8 protein-coding genes, 2 tRNA genes and 3 rRNA genes are annotated in these 16,620 nt (G+C 41.2%); 11 read left to right on the forward strand and 2 right to left on the reverse strand.

Annotated elements, in window-relative coordinates; translation table 11 throughout:
- The 5 genes from ACDG22_RS04910 to ACDG22_RS04930 all read left to right on the forward strand — a co-directional run bounded on the left by ACDG22_RS04910 (position 1) and on the right by ACDG22_RS04930 (position 7,211).
- Positions 1–1,119 (forward strand): SusE domain-containing protein, encoded by a 1,119-nt coding sequence (locus tag ACDG22_RS04910; RefSeq protein ID WP_181975904.1) that lies wholly within the window; start codon positions 1–3, stop codon positions 1,117–1,119.
- Positions 1,120–1,198: 79 nt separating this feature from the next.
- Positions 1,199–2,404, forward strand: coding sequence for a glycoside hydrolase family 76 protein (locus ACDG22_RS04915; protein WP_007568472.1), 1,206 nt, complete (start codon positions 1,199–1,201; stop codon positions 2,402–2,404).
- Complete coding sequence (locus ACDG22_RS04920; RefSeq protein ID WP_270230734.1) at positions 2,401–3,585, forward strand: glycoside hydrolase family 76 protein; 1,185 nt, start codon at positions 2,401–2,403, stop codon at positions 3,583–3,585. Before ACDG22_RS04915 ends, ACDG22_RS04920 begins: the two co-directional genes overlap by 4 nt.
- A gap of 4 nt (positions 3,586–3,589) precedes the next feature.
- Entirely contained in the window at positions 3,590–5,977 is a 2,388-nt protein-coding gene (locus tag ACDG22_RS04925) for a GH92 family glycosyl hydrolase (RefSeq protein ID WP_270230733.1), read from the forward strand.
- Positions 5,978–6,047: 70 nt separating this feature from the next.
- Entirely contained in the window at positions 6,048–7,211 is a 1,164-nt protein-coding gene (locus tag ACDG22_RS04930; RefSeq protein ID WP_270230732.1) for an MFS transporter, read from the forward strand.
- A 261-nt stretch (positions 7,212–7,472) separates the two neighbouring features.
- Here ACDG22_RS04930 and ACDG22_RS04935 read toward each other — a convergent pair whose 3' ends face one another.
- Positions 7,473–7,724: a hypothetical protein gene (locus ACDG22_RS04935; RefSeq protein ID WP_370858799.1), complete on the reverse strand. Its 252-nt coding sequence runs from the start codon at positions 7,722–7,724 to the stop codon at positions 7,473–7,475.
- Between the two features lie 516 nt (positions 7,725–8,240).
- Between ACDG22_RS04935 and ACDG22_RS04940 the strand changes: the two genes are divergently transcribed.
- The 6 genes from ACDG22_RS04940 (at position 8,241) to ACDG22_RS04965 (ending at position 14,213) form a co-directional block, all read left to right on the forward strand.
- Positions 8,241–9,768, forward strand: a 16S ribosomal RNA gene (locus tag ACDG22_RS04940).
- 124 nt (positions 9,769–9,892) lie between these two features.
- Positions 9,893–9,966, forward strand: a tRNA-Ile gene (locus ACDG22_RS04945).
- An 81-nt stretch (positions 9,967–10,047) separates the two neighbouring features.
- A tRNA-Ala gene (locus ACDG22_RS04950) sits at positions 10,048–10,124 on the forward strand.
- Positions 10,125–10,228: 104 nt separating this feature from the next.
- A 23S ribosomal RNA gene (locus ACDG22_RS04955) occupies positions 10,229–13,108 on the forward strand.
- A gap of 86 nt (positions 13,109–13,194) precedes the next feature.
- Positions 13,195–13,303, forward strand: a 5S ribosomal RNA gene (gene rrf / locus ACDG22_RS04960).
- Together the 16S, 23S and 5S rRNA genes with 2 tRNA genes alongside form the textbook arrangement of a ribosomal RNA operon.
- A gap of 265 nt (positions 13,304–13,568) precedes the next feature.
- Positions 13,569–14,213 (forward strand): MarC family protein, encoded by a 645-nt coding sequence (locus ACDG22_RS04965; RefSeq protein ID WP_007566227.1) that lies wholly within the window; start codon positions 13,569–13,571, stop codon positions 14,211–14,213.
- Between the two features lie 82 nt (positions 14,214–14,295).
- Here ACDG22_RS04965 and ACDG22_RS04970 read toward each other — a convergent pair whose 3' ends face one another.
- On the reverse strand, positions 14,296–16,527 hold the full coding sequence (locus ACDG22_RS04970; protein WP_270231030.1) for a GH92 family glycosyl hydrolase: 2,232 nt from the start codon (positions 16,525–16,527) through the stop codon (positions 14,296–14,298).
- Positions 16,528–16,620 lie beyond the last annotated feature (93 nt).

Genomic DNA, 16,620 nt, shown 5'->3' on the forward strand with positions numbered 1-16,620 from the left:
ATGAAAACGATATATATTTTTTTATTGTCAATATTGTTTTTGACTGGATGTTCTGAAGATTATAAGCTCGATGAAAGTTTTACTTTGCCTACAGAACTGTCAGGACCAGAAGAGGTTGCTATTGATTTACAATCTTCTGAAAATATCGTGTTAACATGGAATGGAGGTGCTAATGATGGCGGAGTTTTATTATATTCTGTGCTGTTTGATAAAGGAGATGGGAACTTCTCTGAACCCATATATACTTCTCAAAGTGATTTTGGTGCTACCCGCCAGCTTACATTAACTCATGTTATATTGAATAAAATTGCTCGCGAAGCTGGATTGAAGACTGCTGAAACAGGTAAAGTGAAATGGACAGTGGAAGCTTCTCGTGGAGGAGTAGTCAGACGTTCACAAGAATGTGGAGAAATACTGATAACACGTCCGGCAGAAGAAATCCCAGAACAATTATATCTGTTGGGGTCAGCTACAGAAAACCAGGGAACAGCTCCTGTTCCTTTCCGTAAAGAGAGTGATGGTATTTTTGTTATCTATACGAAGCTGAGCTCTGGAAATATTTATTTTACTGATGCTTTAGAGGATGGTGTAAACTATACAGTTGACAGTTCTGGAAAATTAATAGAAGGCGATGAGGCTTATAACGTTGAAGCGGAAGAAAATGTTGTTAGATTAACACTGAATTTTAATGCTAAAACTATATCTAAAGATCTTATCTCGGGAGTGAGAATGATCTGGGGAGCAACTTTTGACGTAATAGCAGATATGCAGTATGTTGGTAATGGATCCTTTAAGAAAGAAAATGTCAATATCAAATTTGTAGATCCTAATGATCCTACTACAAATCCTCCTTCTTGGCTTACATGGGTTGAAGAACGTTACTATTTTATATCAACAATAAATGGTGCCGATGTTTGTTGGGGAAGAGGAGATAATGTCTCGGCTGAACAACCTGGTGAGAATGAACCTGCAACTTTCTATGAATTACATGAGTTTGCATGGAGCCAGTGGGATCATCTGTGGAAAATGAGTCATTCTTTGAATAAGAAAACTTGTACTGTAACGATTGAAACAAATGCAAATAATATGATGATTCATTCGTTCTCTGATGTGAAATAATAGATAAAATACGATTATATATCTCGGAGGATTAAATAAATCCTTCGAGATATAAAAATAAATTATAGTAGATAAGTATATGAAAAGATTTATATATGTAAGTGCTTTGGCACTCTCTTTATTTTGCTCCTGTGAAACAGGTGTTGAAGAGTGGAATCCTACAGGTCCTCAAACGCCTCCTCCTTCTCAAGAAGTTGTAGATTATGCAGCAAGAGGATATGAAGTTTTTGAGTTGGTCCAAGAATATTATAAGACAGGTAATTTGTATCGTGAGAATTTCCCGGTACAGTCAGGAGATGGTACTTATTCTTTTTTGTGGCCTTATAATTGTTTGACTACCGGAGCTGCATTTCTTACTGACTTGGAATATGATGTTGATTATAAGACATTGATAGATGGCTTGTCATATTATTGGATGGAAAGCAATGGACAACATCAGGTGGCTGGATATGGTTCTAGCACTGATGGAACGGCAGGAAGGGCGGATAGATTTTACGATGATAACTCCATTGTAGGAATTAGTCTGTTGGAGGCTTATGAACGTTTAAATGATGAGGCCTATCTTAATCGTGCTGGACAAATTGTAGATTTCCTGAAATCAGGGAAAGATGATATTTTCGGAGGAGGCATATGGTGGAATGAATCTTTGAAAAATGTAGCAGGAAATGAAAGTTCTAATAAACCTGCTTGTGCAAATGGTTATGCTGTGCAGTTTCTTTTAAAGTATTATGAAGTTTGTCCTCAAGAACGCAAAGAAGAAGTATTAGCTTTTGCTAAAGAACTTTATGAGTGGATAAAAACGAACTTGAGGGATAATACGGATAACTGTTATTGGAATAGTAAAGATGCTTCAGGTACAATCAATAAGACTAAATGGACGTATAATGTAGGTGTTATGATTCAGAATGGTGTATGCTTATACAAGATTACAAATGATGAAAATTATCTGAATGAGGCAAAAGCATCGGCTCAAGGGGCATATGGCGTATTTGTTCGTTCGGTGAATGGTATAGGATTAGCGTATCCAGATCATGATCCGTGGTTTAATACAAAATTATTAAGAGCCTATATTGATATTGCACCTTATGATCCGAATGTAAAACAGTATATAGATGTATATGCTAATTATATCAATTATGCATATGAACACGCACGTACTCAGGAAGGCTTCTTTTATGAGGACTGGACTGGTAAAGATCCTAAAAGAGCATCTCAGTTATTGATGCAGGATGCTGTAATTGAATCTTATGCAGTATTAGCTTTATATTATAATAGTCAGTTATGAGAATAATGAGATATCCTATTTTTTTTGTGTCTGTATTATTTCTTTTGTCTGCATGTAATAAGAAACAAACAAAAGAAACGCCTTATATGGATAGGGCTGAAGAATTATTTCAAAATGTATGGAGTAAGTATCGAGTACCTCAATATGGACTTTTTGCTGAGCATTATCCCAATACTTATAAACCGGATTTGACATATTTTCAAGATTCTACTCATAAGGCGCAAGAAACTTCTTATTTATGGCCGATGAGTGGAATATTCTCTGCTGTCAATCTTTTAGCAGAATATAATCCTGAAAGGTATGCCAATTATCAGGACTCTATGGTTATGGCTGTAGAAAAATATTATGATGATAAACGTATTCCAGCTGGATATCAAGCCTATCCTGTCCAGTTTAAAAAGGTCGACCGTTATTATGATGATAATGGGTTGGTTGGAATAGATTATATAGATGCTTATTTTTCTTCAGGAAATTCTGCCTATTTGGATAAAGCGAAGGAAGTAATGTCTTTTATCATGAGTGGCTGGTGGAATGACTGGGGAGGAGCTGTTTCATGGTTGGAAGGACATAAAGACCAAAAGCCTGCTTGTTCTAATGGAAAAGCGACAGTTCTTTCATTAAAGTTGTATGAAGCTACAAAAGATACGATGTATTTGGAGCAAGGAAAGCGCTTTTATAACTGGATGCTGGAACATTTGGAGGATGATTCTTTACATATTATCTGGAATTCATTGTTGACGGAAAAAGGTGAAGTACAAAAACATGCTTATACTTATAATACCGGAACGATGATTCAATCAGCAGTTCGTTTGTATAAGGCAACTGGTGATAAACGTTATTTGAATGATGCTGAGAGATTGGCAAAAGGTAGTTTTGCTTTCTATGTAAAGTATATGGATAATGGAGTTCCTTATATAAAGGATTTACCTTGGTTTGTTGTTGTGCTATTCCGTGGGTATCAGGAGTTATATGAGGTGAACGGCAATTCGAAATATATTGATGCTATTATTGAATCTGCCGATTGGGCATGGAAGCATGCTCGTGATAAAGCAGGATTAATATATAATGACTGGACAGGAAATTCTCAAGAGTATGATAAACCTAAATGGTTATTGGATGAATCATGTATGGTCGAACTTTATACTCGTATTGCTTTAATCAAAGGTGAAATAAAAAAATAATGATATGAATATTTTTAAAAATTTATGTATTGGAATAGGAGTTTTGTGTCTGGCATCTTGTGCTTCGCGTACTCCTGTTGCTCAGGAAATGGAATTAACGCAGTATGTGCATCCTAATATAGGGACAGTACATAGTCGCTGGTTCTTTTATACTCCGGCTGCCGTTCCTTTTGGAATGGCTAAATTGGGGGCTTCTACTAATGGTACATATGGTAATGAACAGGGATGGGAAGCTGTTGGATATGATGAAACTCATACATCGATTGATGGATTTCCTTGTATGCATGAATTTCAGATTGGAGGTATACTGTTAATGCCTACAGTTGGTACAGTGAAGAACATTCCGGGTAAACTGGAAACACCTGATGAGGGGTATCGTTCACGTTTTGATAAGAAGGATGAATATGCAACGCCCGGATACTATTCTGTTTTATTGAAAGACTATCAAGTAAAGGTAGAACTTACAGCAACAGAGAGGGTTGGTTTTCAAAGATATACATTCCCTAAGTCTGACAGTTCACATGTGATAATGGATATTGGAAACAGATTAGGAGAAAGTGGAAATGTACGAGATGCTTATATTAAGCAGGTTGATGAATCTACTATAGAAGGATATGTTGTAACAGAACCGGAATATGTGAAAAAGTATCAGGCAGGTGCAACTGTGCCTATGTATTTTTATGCAAAGCTGAGCCAATCTCCCAATTCTGTAAATGTTTTATTCAGAGGTAAAGATCTTATGGAAAAAACAGAGATAAAGGGTGCAGGAGCTATGATGGTATTAAATTATGATACTTCTAAAGATCAGGTCATAGATCTTAAAATAGGACTATCTTATACATCCATAGAAAATGCTAAGCTAAATTTGGAAAAGGAGGCTGAGAATCTGAGTTTTGACGAGGCAAAAGCTTTAGCTAAGGAAAAATGGAATGATGCATTAAATCGTATTGTCGTTTCTGGCGGTACTGAGGAAAGCCGAATTAAATTTTATACAGGATTATATCACGCGTTGCTGGGACGAGGCTTAGCTAGTGATGTCAATGGAGCTTATCCTAAAAATGATGGATCAATCGGACAGATTAAGCTCAAACAAGATGGTACCCCTGAGTACAATCATTATAACACTGATGCTATTTGGGGAGGATATTGGAATCTGACAAATCTTTGGGCTATTGCTTACCCGGAATATTATAATGATTGGGTACAAAGTCAGGTTATAATGTACAAAGATGCAGGATGGTTAGGTGATGGTATTGCTGCAAGTAAATATGTGTCAGGAGTAGGAACTAATATGGTTAGTATAGCTCTGGCGGGTGCTTATAACAGCGGCATTCGTGACTTTGATGTAGAAACGGCTTATCAGGCGGCATTGAAAAATGAACTGGAATGGAAAGGGCGTATTGAAGGTGCTGGAAAGATGGATGTCAGACAATTTGTTGAAAGAGGATATGTTCCTTATAATAACGATGTTTTCTTTGGAACTCATGACAAAGGCTCCTCTTTTTCTGTTTCGCATACATTAGAGTATAGTTTCAGTGCTTATGCTGTTGCTCAATGGGCTAAAGTATTAGGAAAACAAGACGATTATAAACGTTTAATGGAGCTGTCTACTGGCTGGGCAAAATTATTTGATGATGAATCTAAGGTTGTGCGTCCCCGTGTAGAAAGCGGTGAATTTATTGATAATTTTAATCCATTGGAACCTTGGAGAGGCTTTCAGGAAGGAAATGCTGTCCAATATACTTTTTTCGTTCCTCAAGATCCAGAGGGTTTGATTCAGCGTGTTGGAAATGATTTGTTTAATAATCGTTTGGATTCAATATTTACAGAAGCCCGTAAATCTATATTTGGAGGTGGAAAAGTGACTTATGCTTTTTCTGGCTTACAGAGTCCTTATAATCATGGTAATCAGCCAAATCTTCATATTTCATGGCTTTTCAATTTCTCTGGAAAACCTTATCTTACCCAAAAATGGACGCGTTTGATATGTGATGAGTTTTATGGAGTTACAGGTGAACATGGTTATGGATATGGACAAGATGAGGATCAAGGACAGCTTGGTGCATGGTATGTATTAGCTGGTATGGGATTATTTGATGTTCAAGGAGGTGTCTGTGATAAGCCAACTTTCCAAATAGGAAGTCCATTATTTGATAAAGTTGAAATTAAATTAAATCCTCAATATGCAAAAGGTAAATCTTTTGTTATAGAAGTAGAGAATAATACTCCCGATGCTTATTACATTCAATCTGCCGAGTTTAATGGAAAACCATTAAATGATTGTTGGATATATCGTGAGGATTTCTTTAAAGGGGGAACTCTGAAATTAAAAATGGGAAGTACGCCAAATGTTGAATGGGGAAAGGATGTACTTCCATATTATGGGAAATAAATATTTTATTATTTGTTGTTTGCATGGCTAATTTATTCATAATTAGCCATGCAAGCTGATTAATTTACTTATGAAAAACAGTTCTATAATAAAAGTAATTCCAGTACTTGCTGCCTTTTTTGTTATGGGCTTTTGTGATATAGTCGGTATTTCTTCCGATTATATGCAGACAAGTTTTGGTTGGTCGTCTACGATGACAGGATTCGTTCCGTCGATGGTGTTTATCTGGTTTCTTTTTCTAGGAATACCTGTTGGGAATAAGATGAATAAATGGGGGCGAAAAAATACCGTACTCATTAGTATGCTGGTGACAATTGTCGGTATGTTTTTGCCGTTGATTGTTTATAGTAGTGTAACTTGTATCATTGCTTATGTCTTGTTAGGCATAGGAAATGCCATATTGCAGATTTCTCTTAATCCATTGCTGAATAATGTGATACGGGATCAACGCATGCTTACAAGCAGTTTGACTGCCGGGCAGGTTATTAAGGCCGTTTCTTCTTTGGTTGGTCCGGAAATTGTATTATTTGCTACATTACGTTTTGGCTCTGAACATTGGTATTATTGCTTCCCAATATTGGGGATGATAACTTTGTTTTTTGCACTTTGGTTGATGTTCACACCTATAAAGCGGGAACAGAGTGTTTCAGAAACCATTTCAATGGCTGATTCGTTTTCCTTATTGAAGGATAAAATTATTTTGATTTTGTTTTTAGGAATCTTTTTCATTGTCGGAGTTGATGTTGCCACCAATTATATTAGTTCAAAACTTATGGCAGTTCGTTACGATTGGAGCGCCGAACAAGTCAAGTTTGCTCCTCAAGTTTATTTCTTGAGTAGAACAATTGGAGCATTACTTGGAACATTTTTGTTGGCAAGAATATCAGGAATACGTTATTTCCGTGTAAATATTATTGCATGTGCAGCTTCATTATTGCTTTTGATGTTTGTTGATGGTGCTACACTGAATTTATTATGTATTGGTGGAATCGGATTTTTTGCCTCTTCTGTTTTCTCTATCATTTATTCCTTAGCTTTTCAAGAATGTCCTTCAAAGATGAATCAGATTTCCGGTCTGATGATAACTGCCGTTGCCGGTGGTGGAGTTGTAACTCCTATTTTAGGATTTGCAATTGATTTGGGAGGAATTACGGCAGGATTATTCGTTGTCTTGCTGTGTGTTGCATACTTGATGTATTGTGCTTTTGGGATAAAGGTAAAAAAGGTTAGTTAATTAAATTTTTGCCATATAGGCAAAATGGGATGAAGATTAAGGCTCTGATATTTTTTATATTGGAGCCTTTTTTGATTGTTGTTTATGAAGGGAAATATCTTCTCCCTTCTAAGTTTTCAAGAGAACCTCATCATGTTTATTTATAGAGTTCCGGTTTAGAGCGACACGAAATTCTTAAATACATACTTGTTCTTTTGCATGTTCATCGGACATAAATGCTATATTTTATGTGAAGAAACAGTGCCGCTTTATGCATTCCCGTCATTGCTGATAATCAGTCTGTTCATTATGCTGAAAAAAATATGCTGTAATTTTTAAAAAAGAAGGTGTATTTTTAGTGAAAATATGCCGTTGTTTTGATGAAGACAAGGCGTTGTTTTTCCATTGTGCCGCTTTTTGCAGATAATGCGGTGTATTTTCCTTCGCGCACATGCGCCCGCCCGCGCAATAAATATTATTGTGCATGTTTTCCTCCTCCTTCTGCGTATGACAAAAAAATATGCCGCGTAACATACCTGCTTTTCAGTGTTTTACGAAAAAACTTTGAAAAACGGTCAAAAAAAAGTCGTGTAAAAGTTGGAGTTTGCGAAAAAGTGCGTAATTTTGCACCCGCTTTCGAGAGAGAAACGCAGTAAAGCATTGACAGAGTGAACGTGAGGTTTCCGGTTTTTCGGGTGTTGCCTTGTATCTTACCTTAGCGGTGCTAAGGGAGCGAGAAGGGCTTGCGGTTCCGGTTTCTGACCGCTGAAAAATTTTTTCGAAAAAAACTTCGAAAAAATTTGGTGGTTAAGAAAAAACCTCTTACCTTTGCAAACGCTTTCGCTAACAAACGGAAGCTTAGAAATAAGAAATAGTTCTTTGAAAGACTTTAGATAAACAAACGAAATGTAGTACAAGCAGTAGTCATGTGATATATATAATGTGTATCCGTGATGAAGTGATAAAACCGTCAATCTGATTAAATAATCAAGAAACATTCGGTCACCTGAACAGAGACAAAAAGTACTCGCAAGAGTAAAAAGATATTTTACAATGAAGAGTTTGATCCTGGCTCAGGATGAACGCTAGCTACAGGCTTAACACATGCAAGTCGAGGGGCAGCATGAACTTAGCTTGCTAAGTTTGATGGCGACCGGCGCACGGGTGAGTAACACGTATCCAACCTTCCGTTTACTCAGGGATAGCCTTTCGAAAGAAAGATTAATACCTGATAGTATGGTGAGATTGCATGATGGCACCATTAAAGATTTATTGGTAAACGATGGGGATGCGTTCCATTAGGTAGTAGGCGGGGTAACGGCCCACCTAGCCGACGATGGATAGGGGTTCTGAGAGGAAGGTCCCCCACATTGGAACTGAGACACGGTCCAAACTCCTACGGGAGGCAGCAGTGAGGAATATTGGTCAATGGGCGAGAGCCTGAACCAGCCAAGTAGCGTGAAGGATGAAGGTCCTACGGATTGTAAACTTCTTTTATACGGGAATAAAGTATCCTACGTGTAGGATTTTGTATGTACCGTATGAATAAGCATCGGCTAACTCCGTGCCAGCAGCCGCGGTAATACGGAGGATGCGAGCGTTATCCGGATTTATTGGGTTTAAAGGGAGCGCAGACGGGAGATTAAGTCAGTTGTGAAAGTTTGCGGCTCAACCGTAAAATTGCAGTTGATACTGGTTTCCTTGAGTGCAGTTGAGGCAGGCGGAATTCGTGGTGTAGCGGTGAAATGCTTAGATATCACGAAGAACCCCGATTGCGAAGGCAGCTTGCTAAACTGTAACTGACGTTCATGCTCGAAAGTGTGGGTATCAAACAGGATTAGATACCCTGGTAGTCCACACGGTAAACGATGGATACTCGCTGTTGGCGATATACTGTCAGCGGCCAAGCGAAAGCATTAAGTATCCCACCTGGGGAGTACGCCGGCAACGGTGAAACTCAAAGGAATTGACGGGGGCCCGCACAAGCGGAGGAACATGTGGTTTAATTCGATGATACGCGAGGAACCTTACCCGGGCTTAAATTGCAGACGAATTACGAGGAAACTTGTAAGCCGCAAGGCGTCTGTGAAGGTGCTGCATGGTTGTCGTCAGCTCGTGCCGTGAGGTGTCGGCTTAAGTGCCATAACGAGCGCAACCCTCGTGGTCAGTTACTAACAGGTTAAGCTGAGGACTCTGGCCAGACTGCCATCGTAAGATGTGAGGAAGGTGGGGATGACGTCAAATCAGCACGGTCCTTACGTCCGGGGCTACACACGTGTTACAATGGGAGGTACAGAAGGCAGCTACCCGGCGACGGGATGCCAATCCCCAAAACCTCTCTCAGTTCGGACTGGAGTCTGCAACCCGACTCCACGAAGCTGGATTCGCTAGTAATCGCGCATCAGCCACGGCGCGGTGAATACGTTCCCGGGCCTTGTACACACCGCCCGTCAAGCCATGAAAGCCGGGGGTACCTGAAGTGCGTAACCGCAAGGAGCGCCCTAGGGTAAAATCGGTAATTGGGGCTAAGTCGTAACAAGGTAGCCGTACCGGAAGGTGCGGCTGGAACACCTCCTTTCTGGAGCGTGACCTGAATAAGGGTTTTGTCCCTTGTGCTGCATGGGAGTTTGTTTAACGATATAGAAGAGAGAAAGATGAAGCCGAGTCGGTAACAGACTAGGTTGAACTGAATCACAAAAGCTAGTCCTATAGCTCAGTTGGTTAGAGCGCTACACTGATAATGTAGAGGTCGGCAGTTCAACTCTGCCTGGGACTACCCGAAAGGAAGGAAGAAAAAACTTCCTTAAAAATTTGCGGGAACGAAGGAAAACGCTTACCTTTGCAGCCGCAAAAAAACGGGGGATTAGCTCAGCTGGCTAGAGCACCTGCTTTGCACGCAGGGGGTCAACGGTTCGAATCCGTTATTCTCCACCATAAAGATAGGTCTATGACATGATGTAACAAGCAAAAAGTAATTTTAGTACGAAAGCTAAAAGTATATATCATCCCGCACTATAATATATAGTGTGCACGTGATAAGGAAAGTAGGAAAGGGCGCATGGCGGATGCCTTGGCTCTCGGAGGCGATGAAGGACGTGATAAGCTGCGATAAGTCACGGGGAGGTGCAAATAACCCTTGATCCGTGAATCTCCGAATGGGACAACCCGTTACCTTGAAGAGGTAACATCCATCAATGATGGAGGCTAACGCAGGGAACTGAAACATCTTAGTACCTGCAGGAAAAGAAAATAACAATGATTCCCCCAGTAGTGGCGAGCGAACGGGGAAGAGCCCAAACCGTTCATGTTACGGCATGGACGGGGTTGTAGGACCGCGTCGTTGCAAGAAATTTTGCGAGAAGAACGATCTGGAAAGTTCGGCCGAAGACGGTGACAGCCCGGTATTCTAAGCAAGACGAAGCATAGCGGTATCCTGAGTAGCGCGGAACACGAGGAATTCTGCGTGAATCTGCCGGGACCATCCGGTAAGGCTAAATACTCCCGAGAGACCGATAGTGGACCAGTACCGTGAGGGAAAGGTGAAAAGCACTTCGAACAGAAGAGTGAAATAGTACCTGAAACCGTGCGCCTACAAGCGGTCGGAGCACGAAAGTGTGACGGCGTGCCTTTTGCATAATGAACCTACGAGTTGCCGTCTTTGGCAAGGTTAAGGGACATGAGTCCCGCAGCCGAAGCGAAAGCGAGTCTGAACAGGGCGTCAAGTCAGCGGCGGCAGACGCGAAACCAAGTGATCTACCCTTGGCCAGGATGAAGTCTGGGTAACACCAGATGGAGGTCCGCACCAATAAGCGTTGAAAAGCTTCTGGATGAGCTGAGGGTAGGGGTGAAAGGCTAATCAAACTTGGAGATAGCTCGTACTCCCCGAAATGCATTTAGGTGCAGCCTTGCGGGTTACTGATGTGAGGTAGAGCGACTGATTGGATGCGAGGGCTTCACCGCCTATCAAGTCCTGACAAACTCCGAATGCGCATCAGTTCTACCGCAGGAGTGAGGGCATGGGTGCTAAGGTCCGTGCCCGAGAGGAGAAGAATCCGGACCACCGGCTAAGGTCCCGAAATGACAGCTAAGTTAAACTAACGAAGTCTGATTGCTAAGACAGCTAGGATGTTGGCTTGGAAGCAGCCATTCATTTAAAGAGTGCGTAACAGCTCACTAGTCGAGGAATCGGGCGTGGATAATAATCGGGTATGAAGTTGTCTACCGAAGCCGTGGGATCAGCAATGATCGGTAGGGGAGCATTCCATTCCGCGTCGAAGGCGTGGCGTGAGCCATTCTGGAGCGTATGGAAAAGCAAATGTAGGTATAAGTAACGATAAAGGGGGTGAGAAACCCCCTCGCCGAAAGACTAAGGTTTCCTGATCAACGCTAATCGGATCAGGGTCAGTCGGGTCCTAAGGCTCAGCCGAACGGCGAGGCCGATGGCAGAAACGGTTAATATTCCGTTACTACCTTTGAGGGTGACGTGGGGAAGCAGTAGTGACACTGCCGCGGGCTGACGGAATAGCCCGTTAAAGAGTGTAGGCGTCGATTTCCGCAGGCAAATCCACGGAAAGAGCCGAACTTGACAGTATGGAGCGTCCTTCGGGACAATCCAACAGCGCAGGTAATCAGACTGCCGAGAAAATCCGCTAAACATAACTTCAGAGGTACCCGTACCGCAAACGGACACACGTAGTCGGGTTGAATATACTAAGGCGCTTGGGTGAATCACGGTTAAGGAACTAGGCAAACTGACCCTGTAACTTCGGGATAAAGGGTCCCTCCTCGCAAGAGAGGGCGCAGAGAATAGGTCCAGGCAACTGTTTAACAAAAACACAGGGCTGTGCGAATATGAAAGTAGAAGTATACAGCCTGACACCTGCCCGGTGCTGGAAGGTTAAGAGGAGATGTCATCGCAAGAGAAGCATTGAATTGAAGCCCCAGTAAACGGCGGCCGTAACTATAACGGTCCTAAGGTAGCGAAATTCCTTGTCGGGTAAGTTCCGACCTGCACGAATGGTGTAATGATCCGGACGCTGTCTCAACCGTGAGCCCAGTGAAATTGTAGTATCGGTGAAGATGCCGATTACCCGCGATGGGACGAAAAGACCCCGTGAACCTTTACTATAGCTTAGCATTGAATTTGGGCACGCGATGTGTAGGATAGGTCGGAGGCTTTGAAGCAGTCACGCCAGTGTTTGTGGAGCCGCTGTTGAAATACGACCCTTTGTTTGTTTGAATTCTAACTCTTGGTAAGAGGACATTGCTTGGTGGGTAGTTTGACTGGGGTGGTCGCCTCCAAAAGCGTAACGGAGGCTTCTAAAGGTGCCCTCAGGACGATCGGTAACCGTCCGCAGAGTGTAATGGCAGAAGGGCGCTTGACTGGGAGACAGACAAGTCGAGCAGGTAGGAAACTAGAGCATAGTGATCCGGTGTTTCCGTATGGAAGGGACATCGCTCAAAGGATAAAAGGTACTCCGGGGATAACAGGCTGATCCCTCCCAAGAGCTCATATCGACGGAGTGGTTTGGCACCTCGATGTCGGCTCGTCACATCCTGGGGCTGGAGAAGGTCCCAAGGGTTGGGCTGTTCGCCCATTAAAGTGGCACGCGAGCTGGGTTCAGAACGTCGTGAGACAGTTCGGTCTCTATCTATCGTGGGCGTATGAAATTTGCGTGGCTCTGACACTAGTACGAGAGGACCGTGTTGGACCGACCTCTGGTTTACCGGTTGTGCCGCCAGGTGCATCGCCGGGTATCTAAGTCGGGATCGGATAAGTGCTGAAAGCATCTAAGTACGAAGCCGGCCACAAGATTAGATTTCTCAGGGTCGTCAAAGACGATGACGTTGATAGGATGCAGGTGTAAAGGTAGAGATACCAAAGCCGAGCATTACTAATTGCCCGTATGCTTTCCTTGTCAGGAAGGATGGGTGATATATACTTTCAGCTTCTTGAGAAGTGCTTGAATTACCTGCTTGTTAGTCATGAATACATAAAGGATATTCAGGTGACTATTGCACGAAGGTTCCACCTCTTCCCATTCCGAACAGAGAAGTTAAGCTTCGTCACGCCGATGGTACTGCGCAAGTGGGAGAGTAGGTAGTCGCCGTCTTAGGAGAAGCCCTGCAGCATCACAAGTGCCGCGGGGCTTTCTTTTTTGCATGAGGGCAGAAAAAACGCCGCCGGCTCTTGCCCTTCTGGAGAGTGCCCTTCGACGAGTCGATGCCGATTAGCTTTGCCGGAGTTCTAATTTAATGTTGAAAGTCATACTTCCTTAGAAAATGAACATTTAGGGGAATTTTATGTTTCTGATATTATATAGATAAAGATAATTAAATAATTTTTTCTACTTTTGGGCAATATATAATACATTTATTATGGATACAATTATTCCTTATGCACTTTTGTGCTTTACTTCATTTTTTACGTTGACAAATCCTTTGGGAACTATGCCTGTATTTCTGACTATGACAAATGGACTGGGTGAGCAGGAACGTCGTCATATCGTAAAAAGGGCTACGATTATTTCATTCATTATTTTAATTGCCTTTACTTTCTGCGGACAATTCCTATTTAAGTTTTTTGGAATATCGACCAATGGTTTTCGTATTGCTGCAGGTATCATTATTCTGAAAATAGGTTATGACATGCTTCAGGCTCGTTATACGAATACAAAATTGAAAGATGAAGAGATAAAAACTTATGCAGATGATATATCAATTACTCCGCTTTCTATTCCGATGTTGTGTGGTCCCGGAGCTATTGCTAATGGTATTATTTTGATGGATGACGCGAATACATGGGAATTGAAAACAACACTGGTAGTCGTTATTGCTGTAGTCTATGTTTTAACCTATATTATACTGCGTTTATCAACTCGTTTAGTTAATGTAATAGGAGAGACTGGAAATAATGTTATGATGCGTTTAATGGGCCTTATTTTGATGGTTATTGCTGTGGAATGTTTTGTAGGAGGAATGAAGCCTATACTGATAGATATTATTCAAAATAGTCATCTTTAATTGAGTTAGTATATAAAAAGAGTGTCCCAAGTTTCTATATTCAGAAAACTTGGGACACTCTTTTTATATACTAATCGAATGATTATTTTTTCCAGAACTGTAAACTTCCTGCTTTAATCAAATCATTGTGATTGATGCGATAGCCACATTCTTTGTCACCTAACTTGATTGTTTTGATATAATCAGATTCACTATCCGGATTCATTGTTTCGATAACTAACTGATCTTTTCCATAATATTTAGGATTGAGCTTGATAGTTATCTTGTCGAATGTAGGAGTTGTAAGAGTATATTCAGGTACTCCAGGACAGTCAGGATAGAATCCCATCATACTGAATATAGCCCATGTTGACATTGTTCCTGCATCATCATTACCCGGGATGCCATTAGGCTGAGTTGTGAAATATTTAGCAAGTAATTCTTTTATCAGTTTCTGCGTACGCCACTCTTCACCTTTGAAATAGCTGAACAGATAAGGATATGCGATATCAGGTTCGTTTGCCGGATCGTAGTAACCTTTGTCGAAAATCATTTGCAGTTTGTCTACAAAAGGCTTTTTGCCTCCCATCAATTTGGCAAGTCCCTTGATATCGTGAGGAACGTAGTATGTGTAGTTCCACGCATTACCTTCATGGAATCCTGGACTTGGTTCGAAGTTCTCACCTTGTTTAGGGTCGAATGGAGAATAGAATTTTCCATCAGGAAGGATAGGACGAAGGGTACCATACTCCTTGCAATAATAGTTTTTGTATCCCATTGATCGCTTATAGAATAATTTGGCATCTTCTTTTTTGTCTAGAGCCTTAGCCAATGTGTAGAGAGAATAATCGGCAATATAGTATTCCAGTGCATGAGAAACAGAGTTGTCATATTGTTCTCTTAAAGGAACATAGCCGAGCTTTGTATAATCGTCATTATCCGGACGCATCAGATTCTCTTTACCCGGAAGTGTAGCCGACTTATACATGGCTTCGTAAGCAAGGTTGATATCGAAATCGCGTAAACCTTTCATCCATGTATCTACAATAACCGGAAGACTTGGATCTCCTTCCATTGTCAGAGTTTCCCGTCCATAAAGCTCCCATTTAGGAAGCCAGCCGTGTTCACGATACATATCCAGCATGGTATTAATCATATCCATTTGTCTTTCTGGATAGACCAAAGTCATTAACTGATGCAGATTTCTATAAGTATCCCATAATGAAAAGACTGTATAGCGGTTTCCTTTTGTTGTGAGGATTTTATCACCTTCCATTTGAGGGTATTCTCCATTGATGTCCTGTAAGATATTAGGATGGATTAATGCATGATAAAGTCCGGTATAGAAAACTGTTTTCTGATCCTTTGTTCCACCTTCTACTTTGATTCTTCCCAAATCATCGTTCCAACGTTGACGAGCTTCCTGATGGATAGCTGCAAAGTGGCGTCCGCTTTGTTCCTTGTCAAGATTTTCTCTTGCATTTTCTATACTGACGAAAGAAACTCCCATAGCGACTTCTATCTGCTCACCTTCTTCTGTATCAAAAGAGAACCATGCACCGATATCGTCGCCTGCAATATCTTTATTATATTGTGTGTACAGCTTGTATTTGCCTTGGTCTTTATCCCATTCTGCTTCTACACCTTGCATGGGACGTTGTTTCTTCCAGTATCCTGTAGCTTTAGGAGCTTTGTTGATACGCATCACAAAATAGATAGGGAATACAGCCTGCGGGTTATAACAGAAAGTTCCGAGCACTTTCATTCCCTCTACTTCACAATCGCTGACTCTACGCATGAAAGCACCTGTTTCGTTAGTTAATCCCTCACCCAAATTTAAAAGGATGTTACTTTCACCTTTGGGGAAGGTAAAGCGTGATAGACCTGTACGAGGAGTAGCTGTTGCTTCTGCCAGAATATTGTATTTAGTAAGTGAAATCGTATAATATCCGGGAGTCGCATTTTCTTTTTCATATTTACTACCATAGTTACGATAGTCAACATCTAGCTTTCCTGTAGTTGGCATTAATAGTAAAGAGCCAAGTTCCGGACATCCCACTCCACTTAAGTTGACATGAGCAAAACCGGTAAAGAAGCTATTGGTATAGTCATAAGGGGTAGACCACCAGCGTGCATCCTTATCGTATTTATTGTCTTCCGATCCCATAACATTGAATGGTACTACAGACATCATTCCATTCGGACAGACTGCTCCTGGGTTGCAGGTTCCGAAATTAGTAGTTCCGATGAATGGATTGACGTAATCGGCCGGTTCTTGTGCATGTAATGTACCTAATGCCAAAAAGCTAGCCAAGCATACTAATAAATGTTTCATAAAAATAATATTAGATGAAAAAACTGAAAAAGGCTGCACCAATAACCGCAGCAGATTATTCGATACAGCCCCAAAAGGTTACTTTATGTATGA

The sequence above is a fragment of the Phocaeicola coprocola genome, from assembly GCF_041333015.1.
GTDB classification, from domain to species: domain Bacteria; phylum Bacteroidota; class Bacteroidia; order Bacteroidales; family Bacteroidaceae; genus Phocaeicola; species Phocaeicola coprocola.

Coding starts and splice junctions, on each gene's coding strand:
- ACDG22_RS04935 (WP_370858799.1), bottom strand. CDS start 7,724: ATGTTACGCGGCATATTTTTTTGTCATACGCAGAAGGAGGAGGAAAAC.
- ACDG22_RS04970 (WP_270231030.1), bottom strand. CDS start 16,527: ATGAAACATTTATTAGTATGCTTGGCTAGCTTTTTGGCATTAGGTACA.
- ACDG22_RS04930 (WP_270230732.1), top strand. CDS start 6,048: ATGAAAAACAGTTCTATAATAAAAGTAATTCCAGTACTTGCTGCCTTT.
- ACDG22_RS04965 (WP_007566227.1), top strand. CDS start 13,569: ATGGATACAATTATTCCTTATGCACTTTTGTGCTTTACTTCATTTTTT.
- ACDG22_RS04925 (WP_270230733.1), top strand. CDS start 3,590: ATGAATATTTTTAAAAATTTATGTATTGGAATAGGAGTTTTGTGTCTG.
- ACDG22_RS04910 (WP_181975904.1), top strand. CDS start 1: ATGAAAACGATATATATTTTTTTATTGTCAATATTGTTTTTGACTGGA.
- ACDG22_RS04920 (WP_270230734.1), top strand. CDS start 2,401: ATGAGAATAATGAGATATCCTATTTTTTTTGTGTCTGTATTATTTCTT.
- ACDG22_RS04915 (WP_007568472.1), top strand. CDS start 1,199: ATGAAAAGATTTATATATGTAAGTGCTTTGGCACTCTCTTTATTTTGC.